Below are 21,936 nucleotides of genomic sequence, written 5' to 3'. Positions count from 1 at the left end.
ATTCATGCAGGATCTTGTCAAGACCCACCGGAAACGGCGACCACGCGGCTCCCTGACTCGAGAGCAGGTGGTCGAGGCGGCGCTCGAGCTGGCCGACACCGAGGGCCTCGATGCGCTGACGATGCCGATGCTGGCCCGCCGCCTCGACTGTGGAGTGATGACCATCTACGGCTACGTGGACAGCAAGGAAGACCTGCTCGATGCCATCGCCCAACGCGGCCTGCGCGACCTCCGACTTCCCCGGCCGCTCCCCGCCAGCGCTGCGGCAATCCTGCTCGCCTGGGGTCGGGCCCTGCGCCTGAATCTGATCGAGCACCCCTGCCTGGCGATGATCTTTCTCTCCCGCGCGGTGATTGGCCCCGGCATCCTGCACGGCCTCGAGGCGGTTCTTGGCCCGCTGGCCCGGGCCGGGATCGCACCAGCTTATGGAGTCCACGCGGTCTACGCCGTCCTGACCTACACGACCGGCTTCGTCGCCTGGGAGATGCCGCGCACCCGCCGCCAGCCGCAGGCCGCCTACGCAGCAAACTGGCGACGGGAAGTTGCCAGCATCCCGCCAGGCGCCCTTCCACTAGTCTCCGGCGCCCTCGAACAACTGGCAGAAGTCGCCGGCGAGGAGCAGTTCGAGCTAGGGCTCACCGCACTGGCCGCCGGCCTAACAATCAACCCCGACGACTGACCGTTGGGCGGAGGCCCGCCGTGCAGCATCTCACTGTGCCGGAACAATACAATCGAGACCGCAGTTGGAACCGGGCGGGGCACGACGACCGATTGACTTCGCCCTCCCCAACTGGACAGACTCTGGAATGGAGTCGGTGTAGCCGCCCCAGTCGTCCCAGGTGAGGATGAAGGTGGTGTCTGCCCAGCCGGTGCCGTCGATGACCGCCTGAACCCTGTCCCACACTAGGTTGTGTCCCTTGGTCACGTAGTCGGGCGTGCTGACGTGCGGTGCGTGTGCGTCGTAGCCTGCCGGGCTCCAGACATAGCAGATCTGCGGGAGGGTGCCTGCCTTGGCCATGGGGATGAAGTCGCGGAAAGACCTGTGCAGAGCCCGGCGGGGTGCTCAGGCTCTTGTAGAACTTGGTCGGGCACCCGGAGCCATCCGGGAACGCGGCCCAAGTGACGCCGCCGGCCTCGGAATTTGTCAAATCAAATGAGACGTATCGGTGGTTGTTGATGGATTGATGGCACGGTCCTTTTTGCGACTGAGCTGGTGCTCGACTCACCATTCGTGGCCCCGGACGTGTTGGCATATGCGGCCGGGGTTCTGGTGGGCTCGGGTTGGAAACGTTTGTTCCGGTTCCGCCGTCCCGTGCCAGCATCCTTGGGTTGATTCACCCGGTTCAGGGCCGTGGGAACGTTTCGCGGTGGCGCATGGTCGGCAGGATCTTCGCCGGCACTGGAACTGTGCCGCTCAGGGCTTGGTCGAGTAGCACCATGATTTCCCGACCGCAGTTTTCTACGTCGGCGGCCACCGTGGCAATCGTCGGGCGCACGTACTCGGCCAGGCCCACTTCCTCGCAACAGATCAGCCGCAGCTCCCCGGGGATGGGGTGACCGTGTTCCGCAGCGGCCCTAATCGCTCCTAGCGCCATAGGGGTGTTGGCTACCACGAGCCCCTCAAGCGGCGTTCCGGCCTCCAGCAGTGCACCGACGGCGCACCGGGCTTGTTCGAATCCGTAGTTTCCTACGATTTCCAGTGCTGGGCCGGCTTTTGTTCCGCTGGTACCGGTGAGCGCCTGCCTATAGCCGGTTCGCAGCTGTGAGGAGTATGAATCCGTGGGGTTGCCTACCATCAATCCGACTGACCGGGCGCCGGCATCGAGTAGCGCGGCGGTGGCTGTCCTGGCCGAGCGGGCGTGGTCGAGGCCTAGGACGTGCACGTTCGGTATCTCCAGCCCGCCCAGCGAGTTGATTATCGGGATTCCTTGGCCTGTCAGGGTGGCGATGGCACCGGCTACCGGAGCCGAATCGAGCAGGTCGGCGGTAGAGAGGACCACGGCGTCGATGCCCTGCTCGGCGAGGTTTTCCAGCACCGTTACCAGGCGCTCCTCGCGGTGGGAAAGGTCGTGGAGCACTACAGTCATGTTCCGCCCGCCGGCCTCCCTGGCGACTGCCTGGGCCAGCGCACCATGGAATGGCTGGGAGATGTCACCCACGACCAACGCGATAGTTCCGGTGCGGCCACTGCGCAGGGTGCGGGCCGCGGCGCTAGGGTGATATTTCAGTGATGCTGCCGCGGCCCTGACCTTCTCTAGGGTCGGCGCGGTGACGCGTTCGGGTTCGTTCATGACCCGGGAAACGGTGGTACGCGATACGCCGGCAAGTGCGGCGACATCAAGAATCGTGGCCGGGGTCGAGGATTCCCGGGCGTCCCCCCTGATCACGGCCTCGTAGCCCAGTCCTGCGCGTTGGGGCGCAGGCACACGTCGGATGCGGCGGCGACGGCGCGGCCCAACAGCACGCGCTTGTCGGTGCCCGCGGCGATCCCGGCGGCCAGGGTGCCGGTGAACGCATCCCCTGCTCCGGTGGTGTCCACGGGGGTGATCTTCGGGGCCGGGACGTGGACGTTGTCCCAGCAGGCCCCGCCCGCGCCTAAGGTCAGGCAGATGCCATCTCCGGTGCGGCCCAGATGCTCGGCCTCCAGCGTGTTGACGACGACCAGGTCGGCCAGCTCGATCAGCTCGGGGTTGTCCCGCCAGGGCGAAGGGTTCAGGATCGTGAAGGCACCGGCCGCACGGGCGGCCTGCAGGGCCGCCTTCACGATGGGGGTGGGCAGCTCGTACTGGGTGGTGAGCACGTCCCCGGCCCGCATCAGCGGGGCCATCAAGGCGATGTCGTGTTCGGTGACGGTCCCGTTGGCCCCCTCGAGCACGATGATCGAGTTCTCCCCCGCATCATCAACCATGATCGTGGCCTGCCCGGTGTCGCCGGCCGATGCCGCCACCAGCGTGGTGTCCACGCCAATCATGTCCAGATGCGCCCTGTAGGTGCGCCCCAAGGCGTCGGATCCGATGCGTCCCAGCATCTGTGTCGGGGCTCCGGCGCGTGCGGCCGCGGCGGCCTGGTTCCCGCCCTTGCCGCCGGGTGCCGTGACCTGTCCGCGGGCGTGGACGGATTCTCCTGGCCGTGGGTGGGCCTTGACACGGATGACGGTGTCCACATTGATGGAACCCACCACGAATACCCGCCCTGTTCCTGACACGGTATCGCCCATGTTCGTTCTACTTCCCCGGATTGGTTGCAAATGCGGTGCCCCCCGCAGCTGCCAGTGTATCGAGGAACAACGTGGCGTAGCGGGGACCGTTGACATCCAACACGACTTGGATGTGGCTCGTCTGCTCGTGGGTTTCGGTGCCGCCGGCGCCCAGTCCGGTGCGCAGGTCCACCACGGTCTGCCCGCGCGTGGGACCTTGGGCCAGGGACACTTCGACCGGGGCAGCCGTCAGTACCAGGGCTCCGGGGTCGATGACCGCGCAGACCGTGCCGGCATCACCGATCGCCGCGCTCCCCTTGTCCGGGATCCGCGCTTCATCGGCGGTGACCGTAGCCAGATGACTGAGCAGTCCGCCCAGGGCCCGGTCCACAGGGTTCTGTGAGGCGACCAGTACGGCGATCCGCCCGGCATCCACGGTGACCCGGTAGAATGCCTCGAGCCCGTACATCGTGGTGGGCACGCCGGAGCGCAGCACCATTTCGGCCGCCTCGGGGTCGTGCCAGATGTTGAATTCGGCGCTGGCGGTGGCGTTGCCGGTGCCAACGGAGCCGCCCATGAATACGATCCGTTCAATCTTGTCCCGCACCTCGGGGTGAAGGGTCAGCAGCAGTGCGATATTGCCCAGCGGGGCCAGGGCAATGATGGTGATCGGTTCGGTGGAGGCTGCCAGGGTGCGGCGCAGCAGTTCCACCGCGTGGACGTCTTCGACCCCGCGCGTTGGCGCGGGCAGCTCGATCCCGCCCACCCCGTTGGACCCATGGACGTAGCTGGCGTCCTGGGCCGGCTCGAGCAGCGGCTGGGCCAGGCCCGCTGCTACCGGGATATGCCCGGCATTCATGAGTTCGAGGATGCCCAGCGTGTTGGCGACCACTTGCTCCAGCGATACGTTGCCGCCCACGCAGGTCACGGCCCGCACGTCCAGGTCCGGGTGGGAAACGGCCAGCATCAGGGCCAGGGCATCGTCGATGCCGGTATCAACGTCGAGGATCACGGATTTCATGCGGTGGTTCTTCCTTACTCGCTGGCCAGGATCGCGTCTGCGTATTCCCGGGTGTCATCGGCTGCCGGATGCACCTCGATGACGATCTTTTTCAATAGGCCCGCATCAAGTTTGCCCAGTGGCGCCGTGCTGAACGTGCTCACCGGCACCGAGGCTACATCCATGCCCCAGAAGGACAGGTGTGCGGAGGTGATGGCGAGCTTCGCGCGCGCCACCACGCGGCCTGCAGCCAATAGTTCCACGTCCCCTGTGCGGTCGGGATGTGCGGTGAGCCTGTACCCTGCATCTCGCACCTGCGCCCCGAGCGGCTCCGGGGATATGAGGACCACGTGGTCCTTGAGTATCGAGTGCTCAAAGACGAGGTGCCCGCCGACCAGATGCAGCACGTAGCCGCCTTGGGCATTGCCCGAATGCAGCAGCACGCCACTGGCGACCGACGCGTCGGCGGCGAGGTGTGCGGTCACGTCGACGTCGCGGTTGGAGCCGGTAACAGCGCTGGCCAGTGGCACGTGGCCCTGTCCGGGGCGCAGCACGAAACGCGCAGCGGAGTACAGTCCGACCGGGCCGCGCACCCCGATGGCCTCATGGAGCGGACGGTCATCGAGCGGGAACACGTCGTTGGCGTAGGCTGCTTCCCACCACTTCTGCTGCAGCAAGGCCAGCCGTTCGGGCTGTGCCGCGGCCAGGTCGGTTGCCTCGGAGAAGTCGTTGGCGGTGTCGTAGAGTCGCCAGGCATCCTGTTCATAGTCCGCCCCGGCCACGTGCCGGGTCACGGCCCGCCAGCCCTCGTGCCAAAGCGCGCGGTGGCCCATCATTTCCCAGAACTGGGTGGGCCGGCCGGCCGGGTCGGGGCCCGGGTGCAACGATGCGGCGGCGCTAGCGCCGTCCATCTGTTCGGGGGAGGGGATGCCGGCCAGATCCAGCAGGGTCGGAGCGATGTCGATGGCGTGGACGAAGTCCCGGCTGACCGTACCGGCGGCCAGGTTCCCGGCCGGCCAGGAGAGGACCAGCGGGGAGCGGACACCGCCCAAGTCCACGAATTGCTTGTATCGGCGGAAGGGCGTGTTTCCTGCCATCGCCCACCCGCTCGGGTAGTGGGCCCCTCCGGTGAGGGTACCCAGATCTTCGAGTAGAGGGAGCATTTCGGCCGCGGTGCGCCGCACCCCGGAATAGGGGGCATTCGTGTCCACGTCTCCGCCGGGTCCGCCCTCGGGGCTGGCCCCGTTGTCGGAGAAGACCATCACGATGGTATTCTCCTCCTGGCCTAGCTCGCGCAGGGTGGCCATTAGCCGGCCCAGCTGCGTGTCAGCGTGGTCAAGGAACCCGGCGAAAGCGGCCTGAAGGGCAGAATAGACGGTGCGCTGGTCCTCGTCCAGCTCGTCCCATCCGGCGATGCCCTCCACGCGCTCGGTCAGTAGTGTTCCGGCCGGGGCGATGCCGAGCTCGATCTGACGTTCGAGCCGGTCGCGGCGGGTGGCGTCCCAGCCCTTGGTGAACGTCTCCAGATACTTCTCGATGAACACGCGTGGTGCCTGGAAAGGCGCGTGGGTGGCGCCCAAGGCCAGCTGTAGGTAGAACGGGTCATTGGGGCGAAAGGCCACGTGGTCGCGTACGTACCCGGCCGCCTTATCGATCAGGTCCTCGCTGAGATGGTAATCCGCGGTATCGGGGACCGGGACCTGCTGGTTGTCCTGGTAGAGCTCGGGTTCGTACTGGTCGGTGCAGCCGTCCATGAAGCCGTAGTACTTTTCGAAGCCCCGCGAAAGCGGCCAGTTGTGAAACGGTCCGGCGGGGGTGATCTCATGCAGGGGGGCCAGGTGCCACTTGCCCACCAAATATGTGCCATAGCCCGCATCCCGCAGGATTGCTGGCAGCATCGGTACGTCGGGGCGTATCGCGCCGCGCGAGTTGGGGAAGCCCGTGTCGGTGTCCGCCAGGAAGCGCATGCCCACCGAGTGGTGGTTGCGCCCTGTCAGCAGCGAGGCTCGGGTCGGGGAGCACAGCGGGGTGACATGGAAGTTGGAGTACCGCACCCCGCCGGCGGCCAGTGCGTCGATCACGGGAGTCGAGATTTCGGAGCCGAAGCAGCCGAAGTCTGAGAACCCGGTGTCATCCAGGATCACCATCAATATATTGGGTGCCTTGCACCTGGAGTCATCGGGAGTATCCCACCAGGGGACCGAGTCGGCCGTTGTGGTGCCGATGACACCGGGGAAGGGTGCGGGAATGGTGTTCATGAGGTTTTCCTTTCCGCGATTCAGCGGACGTGAGCGGGTGCCGCCACGATGTGGCCATGGCCGTGGGCGCGGGCACCGAAGCGGGGCTTAACCAACTGGGTGGCGAGCAAGGCCAGGATGGCGACGAAGAGGATGTAGGTGGATACAGACCAGGTTGCCCCGCCGGTTGCGGCGGTCAGGCCCTGGGCGATCAGGGGGCCGAAGCCGCCGCCGATGACGGTGCCGACCTGGAAGCCCATCGACATGCCGGAATAGCGCACGGCCGGGTGGAACATGTCGGCGAACAGGGTGGCCTGCTGGCTGAAGAGCAGCCCCACGAGCACGCCGCAAACGCCGGTGGCGGTGAAGAGGCCCCAGACGGTGGCGGTACCGATCAGCCAAAACATGGGGAATGCCCACAGTCCCATGAGCACCAGACCCACGGTGAGGATCCGCTTTTGTCCGAATCGGTCCCCAAAGTGCCCGGCGATCGGGGTAATGATCAGGTTGCAGACCGAGGAGAACATATTGGCCAGCAGCACGATGGTCGGGTTCATCCCCAGCACCCCGGAGGCGTAGCCGAGCACGAACACGCCCTGGACCAAGCCCAAGGTGGTGTCGGACATATGGATGAAGATTGACGAGGCGATTTCCTTCGGAAAGCGCATGATGGCCTGCACGACCGGGAGCTTGGCTTCGGCCTTGGTTGCTTTGACCTCATTGAATTCGGGGGTTTCCTCGACCTTGAAGCGCAGGAACAACCCGACCATCAGCAGAACCGAGGAAGCAAGGAACGGGATCCGCCAGCCCCAGGCGATCAGTGCATCCATGCCCAGGGTGGCAGTAAGCAGGGCCACGACTCCCGAGGAGAGCAGCACACCGATGGGGGCACCGGCCTGGACGATGGAACCGTAGAGGGAACGGCGGTTTGCCGGGGCATGCTCAACCGCCAGCAGCGCAGCGCCTCCCCATTCCCCGCCGATGCCCACTCCCTGAAGCACGCGCAACAGCACCAGCAGCATCGGGGAGGCGATGCCGACCTGGGCGTATGTGGGCAGGAAACCGATCAACACCGTGACCAGGCCGGTGAGCATGAAGGTGAACAATAGTACGCGCTTGCGCCCGACCCGGTCGCCGAAGTGGCCCAGGATCACCCCGCCCAGCGGCCTAGCCACGAATCCTACGGCAAAGGTGGCCATGGCCAACATCCCGCCGACCACCGCATTGTCGGCCGGGAAGAACACGTGGCCGAAGACCAATGCAGAAAAGGTGCCGAAGACGAAGAAGTCATAGTATTCGAGCACCGAGCCTATGGTGCTCGCTGCGACGGCCCGGACCGAGGTCCGGTGTGCTTTCTGGTGTTGCGCGGCGGTAGTTGCCGTCGGGGCGCCGATGGGCTGGTCCATTATTCTCCTCATTGAAAGTTTAGGACTCGAGTGGTGGTGGCAAAGGCAGAGTGCGGACGTCATCGAATGGAATCGATTCTGGAATCGATTCCATAATCGTGTTGAAATATACCCCACGCCCGCGTAGGCCGTCCACTGACTCCCGGGATTAACCGTACCGATCGGCGTGCCGTGGAATCGCAGCAGGAAGGATCCGCCATGAACTGCCGACTCCCATGCGCCGCCCGTCATTCCGTGCACCGACCCGCGCTCTTGTCAACAACCATCAGTGTGTGCGGCAGTGTGCACCGCGGATTTTGAGACCGGGCACGTAGTTGTGATCTAGCCCTTCAGCTCAGTGCGCCATTGATGGCCAAGTTCCATTGGGTGGGCGGCTACCTTCAACCCGGAACGGCTGCCCCGGTAGACGACAGCGTTGAGATTGAAGCTCGTAAGGTAGTCGGTTGCAAATGGCTATGTCTGCCGAGGAACAACGACAGCCAGCCATCACTATTTCGCTCAGAAGCATGATGTTCCGTAGGTGAGGACGGGTGGCGTCGAAGCGTGGCCGTGGTCACCCAGGTCGGTCAGTTTTGTGAGTACGGCGATGGCAGGGCCATTTCTTGACAGTCAGACCTTCAAGCGCCCGGACACGAAGAAACCATGGGATCCACGGCTTTTGGTGGCGAGGGTCAGAAGAGCTTGCCGACTGGAGTCTGCCACGCCCGCATCCGCGGCATCTGCGAGAGGCGGAGATGAAATCCCTTCCGGTCGCCCACCATTGAGTTGCATAGGACGGCGTGCTTCACTCAGCTGCTCAATTCGCCGGCGGTCGGTATCGGCGTCCTTTTCCTATGCCCAGGCGACCACTACTTTGGCCGCCTGGGCAGGAACTGCGAGGTCGATGCCGGTGAGTTCTTGGAAGCGGCGGAGGCGGGTGAGAATTGTATTGCGGTGGCAGTATAGGGTGGCTGCTGTTGTTGAGACGCTGCCGGAGTCGATGTAGGCGTCCACGGTCGCGACCAAGCGTTCTCGTTCAGCGCCCCGACAGTTCGCGAGCCGCTGATCAACCACTGTACCGAGGTCAAGTCCGGCGTCGCGCAAGCTGCGCCGTGCCATTTGCGCCCAACCGGATTCCAAGGTGATCGGCCCGTCGTCCTTGTCCCCGAGGAGCTGAGCGAGGCTGGTGGCGACGGCTGCAGCTGCCGAGACGCCACGTAGCCCCTTGACGTCGTCTGCCAGGCCGCAGCGCAGCTCGGACAGACCGGCAGGATGGGCTCCCCATTCACGGGATCGACGCGAACGCGGCCAGAACACGACCGCCACACTGTCGACTTGATGGATGAAGCATCGTCTGCGGCGCGGCCCCGTGGAAGCCCAGCGCCGCAGGGTCTCGGCATCGGAACCGGCCGCGGCAGCCACACCAAGCTGGTCCTCGACATTGAGGCCGAGCGCCGAAGCGGCCTTGGCAGCCACGTCGGGGGCCTGGCCAGCGGGACCGAATAGCCGGGCGATGAATTCCTGCCGGTAGTCGGATTCGTCTTGGGCCATCCTCACCCGTTCTGCCAGGTAGCTGGCCTGGGTCTGCGAGGCGTATTCGTCCACCACCCTCCACACGGGTTCGACCCGTGAAGCCAGCAGGATGGCGTCCTCGGGCCGTGCGATGGCTAGAAGCTCAGACCACATGATGCTGAAGTCAAGCCGCACCGCATTGATCAGCGATTCCGGCGGGATCCCCTGCCGTGCCCTCTTTGCGCCGAGACCGGTGGCGAATTCGAGCAGCTCGGCCGCCGCATGCCCATCGGTCAGGCTTTCGGTTAGCAGTCGTAGGGAAAACTCGGCGGTGTCCCGCACTTCGTTTAGGTCCACCAGCCCGGACGTGTAGTCGGTGATCTGTTCGAGGCGCTGCATGAACTCATCAGCGAGCTCGGCTTGCCGGCCGCCCAGCTCGCTGGTCAGCTCGGCCCAGCGTCGCTCCGGGTTCTCCGCCCGCGACGCCGCTCCCGGAATAGTGTGCATTTGCACATCATAGCCGAGGCATTCCGTGGTGATTTGTTAGTTCAATTGGGCCAATCTCCTGAGATCATGGAGATAGAACACAATTCGCTCGCTTCCGGACCCTCGAGCTCGCCCTGACCGGCCCAACGAAGGAACCCGTCACCACGGCTCCCGAGGATCCAACGGCCGCTCAGATGCCGGCCTGATAATGAATACTGACCAGAAGGCCCCGTTATGAACATGCTCATCGGATACACCGGCATTGTGTTGTTTTTAGTGCTCATCATCGTGGTCTTGGAACGCACCAGACACAAGGACAAAACCTTCAGCGAATATGCGACCGCCGGACGCTCTTTTGGCTCCTTTTACGGCACCATGGCCTTCACTAACTCATGGATGTCAGGGACCGTTTTTATCTCCTTCGCCGGGCTCGCGGCAAGCGCCGGTCTCATCGGCTTCTATCTGGTCGCCTATTCGTTGGCGGCGGTGGCGCTGATGGTGCCGCTGGCTAAGCCAATCCACGAGTGGGGCCGGAAATTCGATCTCAGAACCCAAGCCGACCTACTCGGCATGCGGTATAACTCGCGAGCGGTTCGCGTCGTCGCGGCCAGCATCGGGCTCATCGCCACCTTGCCTTGGATCATCTTGGGCATGCAGTCGTTGGCGTTGGTGTTTTCGTACCTCTCCTTCGGTCTGGTCGGCCCACTTTTCGCCGTTATTATTAGCGTCGGCGTCATTGTGTTCCGCCAAATCTGGACCGTCAAATACGGCATGCGCGGGATCATTATCAGCGACATGGTGCAGGGGATCTTCGCGTACCTCATCGGCCAACACGACGACGGGCCTCGTCGCCCTGGCCTTGGTTTCCTATCAGGGCATAGTCCAGCTCGCCCCGACTCTGTTTTTCGGCATCTTCTGGAAGCGTGGCAACGCAATCGGCGCCGTGGCCGGCATGGTGAGCGGCTTCGCCACCGCCGCGGTCCTGCAGTGGCTCTACCCGGTTTCCATTCCGTGGCTGGGCGGACTCACCTCGGGGGTGGCAGCGCTGTTCCTCAACGTCGCCGCTTACGTGGTCTGCTCCTACGCCTTTGGCCGCGACCAGGCGGAAGAGGATCGAATCGAGCGACTCTGGGCTGTGCACAAGGGCGCCACAGCCCCTGTAGCCGAAGTGGCTGCGGCCCATTCCGTGTGACCTCCCGGATCGGCCGTCGGCGGACCCGTCGGCGGCCGTCATCCGGCAACCTACTTGGAGAATTTTTGATGCTCACCAGCCTGGCGCAAGCCCAACGGCGCTTTCGAGACGATTCACAGCGAGCAGTGACCGACGTCGCCGCGGCAGTCCGCAATGACGCCGAGACCTGCGGCGCGTACATCACGCTGGCAGGGCCGCCCGATCCGGGAACTTCCCTCCCGGACGGAGCGTTGACCGGCGTGCCATTTGCAGTCAAGGACAACATCGAAACTGCGGATCTTCCGACGACGGCGGGCACCGGACTTCTGCGCGGTCACCGGCCGGGTATCAACGCGGCCGTCGTCCAGAAACTGCTAGATGCCGGCGCTTACCTGGTGGGCAAGAGTAATTTGCACGAACTTGCACTCGGAGTCACCAGCAACAACGGGGCATTCGGCCCGGTCCGACACCCGTTCGACTTGTTGCGCAGCCCCGGAGGATCCAGCGGAGGCAGTGCCGTCGCCGTCGCCACAGGGTCAGTGCCGTTCGCGCTTGGGACCGATACTGGTGGGTCGGTGCGTATTCCTGCCTCGTTCTGCGGCATCGTCGGATACCGGCCGACGGTGGGCCGCTACAGCTCCGAGGGCCTGATCCGGGTCTCATGGACCCGCGACACGATCGGCGTCCTGGCCCGTTCGGTGGCGGATGTGATGCAGGTAGACGGCGTCCTGGTCGATTGCCCGGCCTCGGCCCATGACCTCAACCCGCAAGACATCCGCCTCGGCATCCCGCGTCGGGATCTCTATGAGGACCTCGATCCCGAGGTGGCACGGCTGACTGAGCTTGCGCTCGAGCGCTTGGCGGATGCCGGCGTCACCCTAGTCGAGGTCGATATGGGCACGCCGCGCGCCGATTCCCTAGCTGCCGGATTCGCGATCATGAACTTCGAGACCGAGCGCTGCCTCAGCGAATACCTGAATGCCATCTCAGACGACCACATCACCTTGAGCCAACTGGCCGAGTCCGTTGAATCGCCCGACGTCCGCGCCATCCTGCAGGACATTGTGAATGCGCCGACGCCCACCGAGGCCTACAACGCCGCGCTGGGAGCACGCGAAGATCTGCGCTCCCGCTATCGGGAAGCTTTCCAAACTAACGGCATCCAGGCTGTGATATACCCGTCCGTGGTCACCACCGCCCCGCTGCTCGGCCGGGAGGACTCCTTCATCCACAACGGCCGACCTGCCGATGTGCTGCGCACCATTGTGGCCAACGCCACGCCGTCGGCGGTGGCCGGAACCCCTTCGATCTCCCTTCCGGCCGGCTTCACCACGGACGGTCTGCCGGTGGGCCTGACCCTGGATAGTCTGATGGATGCCGACCTCACCCTCTTGACGGTGGCAATTGCCGTCGAGCCTCTTCTCTCCGACCCCATGGCGGCCTCCTGATATGAAAATCGACCTTATTCTAAGCAATGCAAACGTCATCACCATGGACCCGGCACGGCCCGCGGCCCATACCATCGGGGTGCTCAACGGCCGGATTGTCGCCTTGGACGATGAGCTTCGTGGGCTGGGTGCACGGGAGCACCGGGACCTGAACGGGGCTACGGTGACGCCGGGATTCAATGACTCGCATTGCCACACCACCTGGTTCGGATTGGGTCTGGCCGAGATCGATCTGGCCAGCGCCCGCGGCCTCGACGAAGTGTACCGCCGGCTCGAGGAGGCCGCCGGAGGCACCGCGGCCGGGCAGTGGTTACGTGCCACCGGCTTCAACCACCGTGACCACGGCGGCGCATTTCCCGAGCTGGCGGTGATGGACCGTCTCACCGGAGACCGACCCCTGTACATTCGTCACACCTCCGGGCACATGGCACTGGCCAACTCGGCGTCGATGCGGCTGGCCGGCGTGCTGGCTGCCGACTTCCCTGATCCGGACGGCGGCGTGATCTGCCGCGACGACGCCGGCCACCCCACCGGCCTGCTGCAGGAAAACGCACAGCAGTTGATCCAGAACCTGATCCTGCCTTACTCGCAGGCCGATATTGTCGAAGCGCTTGACCGTGGCACTACCCGTTATGCCCAGGAGGGCATCACCAGCTTCACGGAGGCCGGTGTCGGTGGCGGCTGGATCGGGCACAGCCCGGCCGAATTCGCCGCTTACCAGCGGGCACGAACCGCCGGGAGTCTGCATGCTCGCGCCCAGCTGATGCCCGCCCTGGACATGTTGCACCCGCTGGCAGCCAATCCGGACGACGACTTCGGGCTGGGCCTGGATCTGGGCATCTGCTCCGGCTTCGGCGACGAGTACCTATCCCTCGGCCCTGCCAAGGTATTCCTCGACGGTTCGCTGTTCAGCGAGACCGCTGCGCTGACTGAGGATTACTGCGGACATGCGCACGGACCGGCCGGCCCTGCGATCGCTGGTGTGGAGGGGACGCGCGAGGCCCGGCGCCGCGGCTACTTCCAAGCTGACCCCAGACAGATGCGCGATCGCATCCTTGGCGCCTATCGCTCCGGGTGGTCCATCGCCGCGCACGCCATAGGAGACCGGGCCGTCGATCTGGCCCTCGACGTCCTCACCGAGGCCGTGCGCCGGTACGGACCGCCATCGATCCCCAACCGGATCGAACACGCCTCGCTGACCCGGCCCGAACACCTTCCCAAGCTTAAGGCCGCCGACATCGCCGTCACCCCGCAATCGAGCTTCTTCGCTCCGATGGGCGACGCCATGACGGCCTCGCTCGGCACCGAACGCGCTCGCTACGCCTACCGCGCCCGCTCGTTCATCGACGCCGGCATCCTAATGCCCGGAAGCTCCGACCGTCCGGTCGCCGACGGCAACGTTCTTGCCGGCATCCAGGCTTACGTCGACCGGCGCACCGCCAGCGGGCAGATCTTCGGCTCCCCGGACGAGCGGATCACCGCCTACCAAGCCCTCGCCGCCTACACCAGCGTCGCCGCTCGGGCCACCGGCTTCGGGGCAACCAAGGGCAACATCGCTCCTGGCATGCTCGCCGACTTCGCGATCCTTAGCGATTCCCCGCTGAGCGTTCCGACGCAGGAAATCGCTGGCATCAAGGTCCGCGCCACCGTTGTCGGTGGCACCTTCACGAACGACCGATTGGACTAACGAGGTTGACTAGTGCTGTGACCGGAATGTCCGGTGGTGTTTCTCAGGCTGTTTGAATGCTGTAGTGGCGTCCCCAGTGGTGTTCTTTTTCGCTGCGGATGCGGGCTCGTTCAGGGCGTTGGGTGTCTAGGGCTTCTGGTGCGCGGGCGTGGTTGTTGCGCCACCGGAGGTGGGCCTGGAGTTTGCGGCTCTGCACTGTGCGGTTGGGGTGGTTCGAGTTGGCCATGGTGAACTGGTGCAGGGGCCCGAAACGGCTTCGATCGGATCGATCCAGAAGGAATACGTCGGGGTGAAACACAACTCACGTGGTGCTTTTGCGCCCACCGGCTGATCAGCTTCCCGGTGTGAGACGAGAGCCACGTCCAAGATGATGTAGATCCTCTCTGTCCCGGCAGGCGGCGCGGATGCTGCGCAGGGCCTGTAGCGTGTTGGCAGTTCCTTTGTGGTCGCGGTTCCCGCGCCACAACGTGTCATCGCCGATCGAGTAGCAGCCGTGGAAATACCTGACCCCGGCGGTGCGGTGGTAGTTGGCCGGTAGCCGGTCCCGCCGGGTGCTCTGGGTCGGGGTTGCTGCCGTTCCGTACTGCCATTCGTGCCGCGGTTACGGCGAACGGAACATCCAGGAATACCGATGCATCCCAGTAGGAGGTGACTGCATCGCGGTGCAGGAACATACCTTCTACAACGACCAGCGCATCTGATGGGGCGCGAACGACTTCCGCTTGTTTCATTCGACCGGTCGCTGCGTCATAGGAAGCCAGCGAGTACCAGCCGTCCCCATTTGGACCGAGTGGAGCGAGCAACTGGTCCTGTAGGGCCGCGTAGTTGTAGGTATCCTCCCAGAATCCTTCGGGTGAAGTACGTCCCTTGGCATACCTCACGGGCGAGGGGTTCAAAAAATCGTCGGCGTGGATGACGATCACGGGTCGATTATGGATCTCGAATGCGACGTTTGCGGCGAAGGATGTCTTGCCACTGCCGTCGACGCCGTCGACGGCCACTAATCGGAGCCCCGGACCGACGGCGCTGAGAATGTCAGTGGCCAGTAGTCGCATGAACTGCCTCATATCGTCATTTTCCTATAAGCGGCCCCTAGCCAGCGTCCGCAAGCGGATCCCTCAGCGGGCACTCGACGCTCCATCGAGCCCAGAACGAGAACGAGTTCGCAGCGATTACGACCACGACAGCGACGCCCCCGCTATCGTCGTCAAACTGTCGGTAGTGAATTTCCGGACAATCAGCTTCCCTAGCTGTTATTCCCCGTGAGGTTGTGAACGCGGGCTGAGGGGTTTGGCCGCCGAGTGGTCACTTCCTTCGGCGGACGACGTACAGAGCGACAAGGACCACGAACAGGGTGACAAAGACTGCGACCAGGGCGCCGGTGGTGATTCCCACTATTGTCATCTCTCCTCAAATAAGTCGCTGAGTCGCCCCGGGGTTCGACGAAGACTCGCGTATGTGATGTAGGACGCCGTGGGGACTGATTCCTGACGGTACACATACTCTATCGATCGAAGTGCCGCCGCCTCTGCGCGCGGAGCACGTTTGGCCATCAAGCAGGCCGCCATAGACCAGACCAGACCACCCAACGTCAAGCCCGGAACATACCAACCAGAACCCGACATCCTGGCCTGGCTCACATCCCTGTGACTATGCCGACCTTTCGAACCTCAGCAGTATCAATGACCTGCGCCATTACCGAATCATCGGCATGGTCCGGAGGTCGGCATAGGACATCACCTACATCCATACGTGGCAGGGATTCATCTACCTGGCCACCGTGATCGACTGCTATTCCAAACGCGTGGTCGGATGGGCCATCGCAGACCACATGCGTGCCGAACTCGTTGAAACGGCCCTGCGCAACGCAGCCGCAACGACCCTGGTCCGCCCCGGCGCGACCTGGCACAGCGATCGTGGCAGCGTCTACACCTCCGCCTCATTCCGCACCCTTGTCAAGGACCTGGGCATGCGTTCTTCCATGGGGCGAACCGGGGTCTGCTGGGACTGTGCGATGAACGAGTCATTCTGGTCGACCCTCAAGGCTGAGTTCTACGACCGCCGCATCTGGCACACAAGGGCCGAGGCCAGGCGTGAGGTCGCACCCTGGATCGAGATCGTCTACAACCGGCGCCGGCTGCACACGGCACTGGGCATGGTCCCACCGGTCGAATTCGAACAGGAAACGCAACAGGAAAACAACAACCAAAAAGCACTCACGCAAGCAGCGTAAGACGGATCACGTGTCCACTACTTGCGGGGAACCCCATTCCCTGGAAGTGCGGGAGTAGCTGGCTCTCGATCCACCCCATAAACAAAGAATCCCTCCGCAGCATCAATAACGATGCTGCGGAGGGATTCTTTGTTGGGGAATTAGCCCAAGTGGCTGACAGCGTAGTCAGCCTGTGCCTGTGTGAATTTGTCACCGTAGTCGCTGACAAGCTGATCACGGATTGCCTCGGGAGACATAGACATTGATTCCTGGTAGTTCTTTGCTGATTCCAGGGCGTTCTGGTTGTAGTCAGCCTTGAGGTTATCCACAGCGTATTGGGCAGCTGCTGGGGAAAACTTATCTCCATAAGCGGATGTCAGCTGGTCGTAGATGCCGGCCTTGCTCATGTGCATCATATCTGAGTAGTTTCCGGCGGACTTCAATGCTGAATAGTATTCCGTGGGAACGGCCGGTGCCGGCTTGGGGGCTGGTTTGGGTGCCACCGGCTTGGGTGCAGGTGCTGCCACGGTCGCTGCTGGCTTAGGCGCAACGGTCTCTACCGGCTTGGGAGCCACGGTTGCTGCAGGCGCTACGACTGGGGCGATGGACGGCTCAGTGGTAGGTGCAGCCTGCTCCTGCGTTGCGCTCGGCACGGGTGTCGCATCCACGGCGGATCCCTTCGGGGAAAACGCTGAGATCAAGAGGCCGATAGCAAAAATGGCAATGGTGACGATCCTGGCCATCTTCTTATGCTGGTGGTAGCCAACGAGAGGGCGCCCTGCCTTATCTCGCTGTACCCCGGTGAGTACCAGAATGAGGTCGATCAACACCCAGATGCCAAATCCACCAAACGTGATGAGCTTAAGGATTCCCGTGCCGATCTTGCCCAGGTAGAACCTGTCGATTCCCAATCCGCCCAGAAAGAGTGCCAAGAGCCAGGTGACCATAAAGCTCTTCCCGCCCTGATTGCCTGCCAGCGGGTAAGGATATGGCATGGTCTGCGGAGTCATAGGTGCGGGGTCCTGGTTTCCGGGATAGTTACTGGTGGGGCCAGGGGCGGGATAAGACATCAGGCGTGAGACCTTCCATAATGATTTGTGATGATGTAAACCTCTGCAGTCCACAGCCTACTGGCACTGTTAACTAAGATTTTGCCAACTTTGAATACTGGAACACATTGTTATTGATTTGTTCTAAAAAGATGTTACAGGCAGCGTTCTTATGGGCCTTTGAGGCGAAAAAGTGTGGCGCTACTGAGCTGCAGGCTTGGAGACACGCAAGCGTACGCCAGCTACCCAGTACAGTATGACGGAGACGATGTCTACCGGCTGCGAGAACTCTCTTGTCGCGTAGATCGGGATAAGCGGGTTGAACAGGATTGCCATAGCTACAAACATAGTTGACAGCCCGCCGTTCACAGTCGCGAACTCGATGCGCGAGGTGCAGCCGGAGATCAATCTGCTCGTCACCCCTAAGAAGGAGAAGCTCATGTCGTGGGAACTTCAAGAAGAGCCGGAATGGGTACTTGCTCCTCCTCTGGACGGAGAATCTAATGACTGAAATTCTTGAAACTGGGGGGGACTTTGGACCCGGTTGGTGACTTGGAATTTGGCGACTCTCAAGCGGCGACCAAGAATCGAGCAAAGGTCGGTTCAGCGCGGCCGTCGTCCTTGTTGTACACCTATGGCCCCGGCGCCACGATGGACCTTCCGTCATTTACGATCATGCCCGCCGGCCTTGACGACCGGGACCGGGTATGGGCGCGTAGAGGCTCAGTGCCAACGGTTCATGCTCCGCGGCTGTTGGACGCCGTCAAGGTTCATCTTGGACCGCAATTATCCGAGCTCCGGCCATTCCCGTGGGCGCCGAAGCCGTCGTCAAATTGTAGAGAAGGCGACGACCTTGGCGTGCCTGCGCGCGTGTTCCCACAGTGGCTGCGCTGCACCCACTGCGACATGCTCGCCCCGCTCACCCGGTTCTCCTACCGCAACACCAACCCCTATCGACCTGACCAAGCCCGAATCGAGCATGAGAAGTGTCCCGGCCACAAGGGCCGTAAGGCCAAGGCCCGCTGTCCCGGCCCGCTATTTGCTCGCTTGCCCCGACGGCCACCTTGACGAATTCCCCTACAACTGGTGGGTCCATGAGGGTGCCAAGTGTACGGCTGTGGAAGTCCCCAGTCTTGCGATGCATGACCGCTCAGTAGGGAAAGGTGCTTCGGCCATGATCGAGTGCGGGGCCCGTGGCCTGAAACGCCCAATGAACCAGGCCCAGGGTGGAGCCGGAGCTTCGAAACTCCCGCGTTGCCGTGGTAGGCACCCGCACCTCGGTCTCTTCGACAAGAATGGCTGCCCTAACGCGACCAAGCTCATGCTGCTTAGTGCCTCCAACCTCTGGTTCCCTGCCAGCCTCTCGATCGTTGTCATGCCGGAGGCCACTTCCGAGACTCATGCGACGATGGCTGCCGACCTTCTCAACGCCGCTGGCGTCAAACGCCTTGAGAAATACGGCAGCAATCTCGCCAAATGGCGTGAATATCTGGACGATGAAGACTCTCCCCTTGCTGAACTTTCAGATGACCATCTGGCTGCAGCGATCGCTCAACTGATGGAGCCACCGCCATCGGAGGAGGAACTTGCCGAACAGCGACGCAATTTCGATCCAATCTCGCTGCTCGTGCCGGAATGGAACTTCTTGTTGCGCGATCCCTCGGCAAGCTGCACAAGGCAGATGAGAAAAGCGGTCTGGTCCTGTCGCCCCCACTGCGGGAGGAGTGCATGCCGATCTAACTGCCAGGCACGTTAGCCGCGTCATGGCCATTGACAAGCTTCGCAAGGTCAATGCGGTCCTCGGCTTTACCCGCATCGATGAGATGGAACGCGCCAACGACATTGGCCAGCGCCTGGTCCACCTGAGCCGTAGCGGCCGTCCGAAATGGACGGTCGCGACAGAAGACCGAGGCGAGGGGATCTATCTGCAGCTTGATGAGAAGGCCATCGCCGACTGGGAAGCGACGGTGGAGAAGACCCACCTGTGGGAGGCCCATCGCTCCGCGCACGTACGCAACTTTCTGGCACGATTCTCCGACACAGCCAAGGACGTCGACCCTGAGAGCCGCTTCCGCCCCGCCCGCTACTGGCTCATGCATACCCTCGCCCACGTGCTCATCCGCGAGATGGCTATGTACGCTGGTGACTCGGCGGCCTCACTATCCGAGCGCATCTACGCATGGAAGCCCGAGGCAGACCGTCCTGCCGCCGCCGGGCTGCTGATCGTGACGACGGCGTCGGACTCCGACGGAACGCTCGGCGGGCTGGTCCAGCTGAGTGCACGCGACAACCTCGAACGGGTGATGAGCCGGGCACTGGAACGCGCTCTCCGGTGCTCATCCGACCCGGTATGCGCGCATCGGACTCCCAAAGATCCCGAAGAATTCCTGCACGGTGCTGCATGCCACACGTGTGCCCTGGCCTCCGAGACCTCCTGTGAACGGGCCAACCGCTCCCAAGACCGCAGGTTTCTGGTCGACCTGCCAGGGTCGGTGGGACTTGGCTTCTTTAGTTGATCGGTCTTCTGCAAATTCAGAGGCATTCCGGCAGCTCGGAATCCTGCTTACAGGAACTGAAGCCGGCCTCGTTGCCGAGGCACTGGAAGATGGAGAAAGCCTGACTTCGGCCGTCGGAGTAATCGACGTCGCCAAACGGCCGGAAATCTCCCAGATTATTGGCGCAGCTGGCCTGCGCTTCGACGGCGAGCTCGTTGCGGCGGTGCTCCGCGGTATTGAGGGTGCGCGGTCCACGACACGTGCTGTGGAAACGCTATGGACGTCCCCCGGGCACGTCTTCGGAACAAGTGCATTGACGACAGCCTTGGTGTCGATGGTCGAGGGCGCACGATAGTCGGTAGTGTGCTCGACCTTCAATTTCCAGAAGACCTCTGGCATGTGGACTGCCCTCCACGATGCCGCAAGGCGACCTGGAGTCTCGGTCCGAGCCTGTATAGACGCCGAAGCCAATACCGGTGGACGCGGTCCGAGCGCCGATGACGTGGCAGGGTGGTTATCCCCAGGGGAGGTGCTCCAAACGAAACTGTTCGATGGAAAATGCGGACAATTCGACAGCTCGGAAGTCGTCGGCCGAAGACATAATTACCCAGCTGCTGATGGATCCCACATTCCGGGCGGCACCGCCCCGGAAGCGATTGGCGGTGGCCAAGGGGCTCACACCTGATCCTGATAACGGGGACAGTTCTCGCAATTTAGCACTGGCGCTCCTCTCGGGCCGTTGGCGGCGGAAACGACGCGGCTCACAATGGAAATAAGGTCTCGGCTAGATCAACTGGCGAACGGACTCGCGGCCACGGCCAAATGGTCCTCGACCAGTCTCCCGCGGTCTAGGAAAACGTTGGCGGCAGACTACTTGGCAGAAACCACGGGCGGATGGGCCATGGAACCAGCACTCGCCGAAATACGACGAGACCGGGCCATCGAGATATCAGACGGTCGATAGGCGACGCGATGTGCAGGCCCAGTCGCTTGCAGTGGCACTACCTTCGCCAGGGAGGCGGGCTGGTCGATGTCGGTGGACTCGCCAATCAACCGCGCGAACGCGCGAACCGCGCGAATCACTTCTGGACGAACCGCGCGCCACGGGAGGATCCGTCGAATAGCAGTGAGCTGAGCATGCCGATCCCGGATTTGGCAGGAGCGAGGGGCGGACGCAGGTCAATCGTTCCTTCCGCCAACCAGGGCGGAATATCGAACCTTCGGCTGATTGAGCCTCCGACTGATCGCTGCGCAAAACGTCGGCGTGGTCCGCAGTGTCAGTCATCCATCGTATAGTCAGCTTATGATCATCGAAAATGCGCCCCTGCCCGATGACATTTTCGCGAAATTGCCTGGTTCCTCTGCTGTAATGAGCCACGCAGTATCCGTGGATGGTGCCCGGTGGAAAAGCGCTCTCGCGGCTCGTGGATTGCCACCGTTCGGGGGGGGAAACTCGCAGGCGCTGGACTTACATCGGTGACACGCAAGGATTTATTCGATCTTGGAGATCAGATCCCGACAGTCGAGAACGCCGTGCAGTTGTTCTACTACTCCCTGGCTTGGGGCTTGGGTACTCGCGCTCCGCGGCTCCACCAGCGGCTGGATGGACTAGTCGCTCACCAGGAGAAAGCGGGGCAGCTTCTCGTGGCAGCCTGGACATTGGTTCAGGACGGAGCACCCATTCGGGAGGCCTATGGAACGTTGATCACCAATCGAGGCGCTGGACGAATCCCGTGGTTCGGGCCAGCGTTCTCCACCAAATTCCTTTACTTCGCCCAAGGCGGCGCGGCCAACCCCCGCTACGTCATCTTGGATCAAGTTGTCTCAAAAAATTTGCGTCAGGACGCCTGGCCACAATCGCCAACTGCAGGCTGGTGGCCAGAGACATACGAACGGTACTGCGGACTGCTTGAGCGTTGGGCTGACCATGCAGGCGAACGGCTCGACGGGGCAAGGCCCGTCAGAGCCGACGAGATAGAAATAACCCTCTTCAGACGACTCCGGTCGAGCACATAGGGCTGATGTTGGTTTAGGCGGCGATGTCGGTGGTGTCACCTA

18 protein-coding genes and 1 pseudogene are annotated in these 21,936 nt (G+C 63.0%); 9 read left to right on the top strand and 10 right to left on the bottom strand.

Annotated features, from left to right (window positions below):
- Positions 1 to 4: 4 nt before the first annotated feature.
- Positions 5 to 679: a TetR/AcrR family transcriptional regulator gene (locus DMB86_RS13230; protein WP_113718224.1), complete on the top strand. Its 675-nt coding sequence runs from the start codon at positions 5 to 7 to the stop codon at positions 677 to 679.
- 30 nt (positions 680 to 709) lie between these two features.
- On the opposite strand, the gene DMB86_RS13225 is transcribed toward DMB86_RS13230, so the two are convergent.
- The 7 genes from DMB86_RS13225 to DMB86_RS13195 form a co-directional block, all read right to left on the bottom strand.
- The gene (locus DMB86_RS13225; RefSeq protein ID WP_113718223.1) at positions 710 to 1,018 is read right to left on the bottom strand and encodes an alkaline phosphatase family protein; all 309 of its coding nucleotides are present in this window, start codon (positions 1,016 to 1,018) and stop codon (positions 710 to 712) included.
- 325 nt (positions 1,019 to 1,343) lie between these two features.
- Positions 1,344 to 2,387 (bottom strand): LacI family DNA-binding transcriptional regulator, encoded by a 1,044-nt coding sequence (locus DMB86_RS13220; protein WP_129545535.1) that lies wholly within the window; start codon positions 2,385 to 2,387, stop codon positions 1,344 to 1,346.
- On the bottom strand, positions 2,384 to 3,217 hold the full coding sequence (locus DMB86_RS13215; RefSeq protein WP_171814491.1) for a PfkB family carbohydrate kinase: 834 nt from the start codon (positions 3,215 to 3,217) through the stop codon (positions 2,384 to 2,386). Before DMB86_RS13215 ends, DMB86_RS13220 begins: the two co-directional genes overlap by 4 nt.
- 7 nt (positions 3,218 to 3,224) lie before the next feature.
- Positions 3,225 to 4,217 carry a nucleoside hydrolase gene (locus tag DMB86_RS13210; RefSeq protein ID WP_113718220.1) on the bottom strand — a complete coding sequence of 331 codons (993 nt, stop codon included), beginning with the start codon at positions 4,215 to 4,217 and terminating at the stop codon, positions 3,225 to 3,227.
- A 14-nt stretch (positions 4,218 to 4,231) separates the two neighbouring features.
- Positions 4,232 to 6,454 (bottom strand): arylsulfatase, encoded by a 2,223-nt coding sequence (locus DMB86_RS13205; RefSeq protein WP_113718219.1) that lies wholly within the window; start codon positions 6,452 to 6,454, stop codon positions 4,232 to 4,234.
- Positions 6,455 to 6,474: 20 nt separating this feature from the next.
- Positions 6,475 to 7,839, bottom strand: coding sequence for an MFS transporter (locus DMB86_RS13200; RefSeq protein WP_171814490.1), 1,365 nt, complete (start codon positions 7,837 to 7,839; stop codon positions 6,475 to 6,477).
- An 831-nt stretch (positions 7,840 to 8,670) separates the two neighbouring features.
- On the bottom strand, positions 8,671 to 9,837 hold the full coding sequence (locus tag DMB86_RS13195) for a helix-turn-helix domain-containing protein (protein ID WP_113718217.1): 1,167 nt from the start codon (positions 9,835 to 9,837) through the stop codon (positions 8,671 to 8,673).
- Positions 9,838 to 10,050: 213 nt separating this feature from the next.
- On the opposite strand from DMB86_RS13195, the gene DMB86_RS21060 reads away from it, so the two are divergent.
- Positions 10,051 to 12,435, top strand: a complete 2,385-nt coding sequence (locus tag DMB86_RS21060) for a sodium:solute symporter family transporter (protein ID WP_227878367.1) — start codon at positions 10,051 to 10,053, stop codon at positions 12,433 to 12,435.
- A gap of 1 nt (position 12,436) precedes the next feature.
- A complete protein-coding gene (locus DMB86_RS13180) occupies positions 12,437 to 14,122 on the top strand; it encodes an amidohydrolase (RefSeq protein WP_113718215.1) in 1,686 nt (561 codons plus the stop codon).
- 470 nt (positions 14,123 to 14,592) lie between these two features.
- Here DMB86_RS13180 and DMB86_RS13170 read toward each other — a convergent pair whose 3' ends face one another.
- Complete coding sequence (locus tag DMB86_RS13170) at positions 14,593 to 15,189, bottom strand: nucleoside/nucleotide kinase family protein (RefSeq protein ID WP_113718214.1); 597 nt, start codon at positions 15,187 to 15,189, stop codon at positions 14,593 to 14,595.
- A gap of 665 nt (positions 15,190 to 15,854) precedes the next feature.
- Between DMB86_RS13170 and DMB86_RS13160 the strand changes: the two are divergent.
- Positions 15,855 to 16,355 (top strand): annotated as a pseudogene (locus DMB86_RS13160) (IS3 family transposase); the annotation flags it as partial.
- Between the two features lie 140 nt (positions 16,356 to 16,495).
- Here DMB86_RS13160 and DMB86_RS13155 read toward each other — a convergent pair.
- Positions 16,496 to 17,344 carry an Ltp family lipoprotein gene (locus DMB86_RS13155; protein WP_227878366.1) on the bottom strand — a complete coding sequence of 283 codons (849 nt, stop codon included), beginning with the start codon at positions 17,342 to 17,344 and terminating at the stop codon, positions 16,496 to 16,498.
- A 240-nt stretch (positions 17,345 to 17,584) separates the two neighbouring features.
- The gene (locus DMB86_RS21650) at positions 17,585 to 17,719 is read right to left on the bottom strand and encodes a hypothetical protein (protein WP_418202330.1); all 135 of its coding nucleotides are present in this window, start codon (positions 17,717 to 17,719) and stop codon (positions 17,585 to 17,587) included.
- Between DMB86_RS21650 and DMB86_RS20625 the strand changes: the two genes are divergently transcribed.
- The 5 genes from DMB86_RS20625 to DMB86_RS21645 all read left to right on the top strand — a co-directional run bounded on the left by DMB86_RS20625 (position 17,703) and on the right by DMB86_RS21645 (position 21,894).
- The gene (locus DMB86_RS20625) at positions 17,703 to 17,894 is read left to right on the top strand and encodes a hypothetical protein (RefSeq protein WP_171814489.1); all 192 of its coding nucleotides are present in this window, start codon (positions 17,703 to 17,705) and stop codon (positions 17,892 to 17,894) included. The genes DMB86_RS21650 and DMB86_RS20625 overlap by 17 nt on opposite strands.
- Before the next feature lie 810 nt (positions 17,895 to 18,704).
- Positions 18,705 to 19,139 (top strand): hypothetical protein, encoded by a 435-nt coding sequence (locus tag DMB86_RS21055; protein ID WP_227878365.1) that lies wholly within the window; start codon positions 18,705 to 18,707, stop codon positions 19,137 to 19,139.
- Between the two features lie 7 nt (positions 19,140 to 19,146).
- Positions 19,147 to 19,899: a DUF1998 domain-containing protein gene (gene drmB / locus DMB86_RS21050; protein WP_236783334.1), complete on the top strand. Its 753-nt coding sequence runs from the start codon at positions 19,147 to 19,149 to the stop codon at positions 19,897 to 19,899.
- Positions 19,883 to 20,233: a hypothetical protein gene (locus DMB86_RS20350; RefSeq protein WP_129545534.1), complete on the top strand. Its 351-nt coding sequence runs from the start codon at positions 19,883 to 19,885 to the stop codon at positions 20,231 to 20,233. The genes drmB and DMB86_RS20350 overlap by 17 nt, the downstream gene beginning before the upstream one ends.
- 1,046 nt (positions 20,234 to 21,279) lie before the next feature.
- Positions 21,280 to 21,894 (top strand): 8-oxoguanine DNA glycosylase OGG fold protein, encoded by a 615-nt coding sequence (locus DMB86_RS21645; RefSeq protein ID WP_418202276.1) that lies wholly within the window; start codon positions 21,280 to 21,282, stop codon positions 21,892 to 21,894.
- The last annotated feature ends 42 nt before the right edge of the window (positions 21,895 to 21,936 follow it).

It is taken from the genome of Arthrobacter dokdonellae (assembly GCF_003268655.1).
Lineage (GTDB): Bacteria > Actinomycetota > Actinomycetes > Actinomycetales > Micrococcaceae > Specibacter > Specibacter dokdonellae.
This window is presented reverse-complemented; position numbering and strand designations above follow the sequence as displayed.

Bases quoted from the DNA above. Each gene is read 5' to 3' on its own strand.
- DMB86_RS13230 (WP_113718224.1), top strand. From the start codon at position 5: ATGCAGGATCTTGTCAAGACCCACCGGAAACGGCGACCACGCGGCTCC.
- DMB86_RS13225 (WP_113718223.1), bottom strand. From the start codon at position 1,018: ATGGCCAAGGCAGGCACCCTCCCGCAGATCTGCTATGTCTGGAGCCCG.
- DMB86_RS13215 (WP_171814491.1), bottom strand. From the start codon at position 3,217: ATGGGCGATACCGTGTCAGGAACAGGGCGGGTATTCGTGGTGGGTTCC.
- DMB86_RS13210 (WP_113718220.1), bottom strand. From the start codon at position 4,217: ATGAAATCCGTGATCCTCGACGTTGATACCGGCATCGACGATGCCCTG.
- DMB86_RS13205 (WP_113718219.1), bottom strand. From the start codon at position 6,454: ATGAACACCATTCCCGCACCCTTCCCCGGTGTCATCGGCACCACAACG.
- DMB86_RS13200 (WP_171814490.1), bottom strand. From the start codon at position 7,839: ATGGACCAGCCCATCGGCGCCCCGACGGCAACTACCGCCGCGCAACAC.
- DMB86_RS13195 (WP_113718217.1), bottom strand. From the start codon at position 9,837: ATGCACACTATTCCGGGAGCGGCGTCGCGGGCGGAGAACCCGGAGCGA.
- DMB86_RS21060 (WP_227878367.1), top strand. From the start codon at position 10,051: ATGAACATGCTCATCGGATACACCGGCATTGTGTTGTTTTTAGTGCTC.
- DMB86_RS13180 (WP_113718215.1), top strand. From the start codon at position 12,437: ATGAAAATCGACCTTATTCTAAGCAATGCAAACGTCATCACCATGGAC.
- DMB86_RS13170 (WP_113718214.1), bottom strand. From the start codon at position 15,189: ATGAGGCAGTTCATGCGACTACTGGCCACTGACATTCTCAGCGCCGTC.
- DMB86_RS13155 (WP_227878366.1), bottom strand. From the start codon at position 17,344: ATGACTCCGCAGACCATGCCATATCCTTACCCGCTGGCAGGCAATCAG.
- DMB86_RS21650 (WP_418202330.1), bottom strand. From the start codon at position 17,719: ATGGCAATCCTGTTCAACCCGCTTATCCCGATCTACGCGACAAGAGAG.
- DMB86_RS21055 (WP_227878365.1), top strand. From the start codon at position 18,705: ATGCTGCTTAGTGCCTCCAACCTCTGGTTCCCTGCCAGCCTCTCGATC.
- drmB (WP_236783334.1), top strand. From the start codon at position 19,147: ATGGCCATTGACAAGCTTCGCAAGGTCAATGCGGTCCTCGGCTTTACC.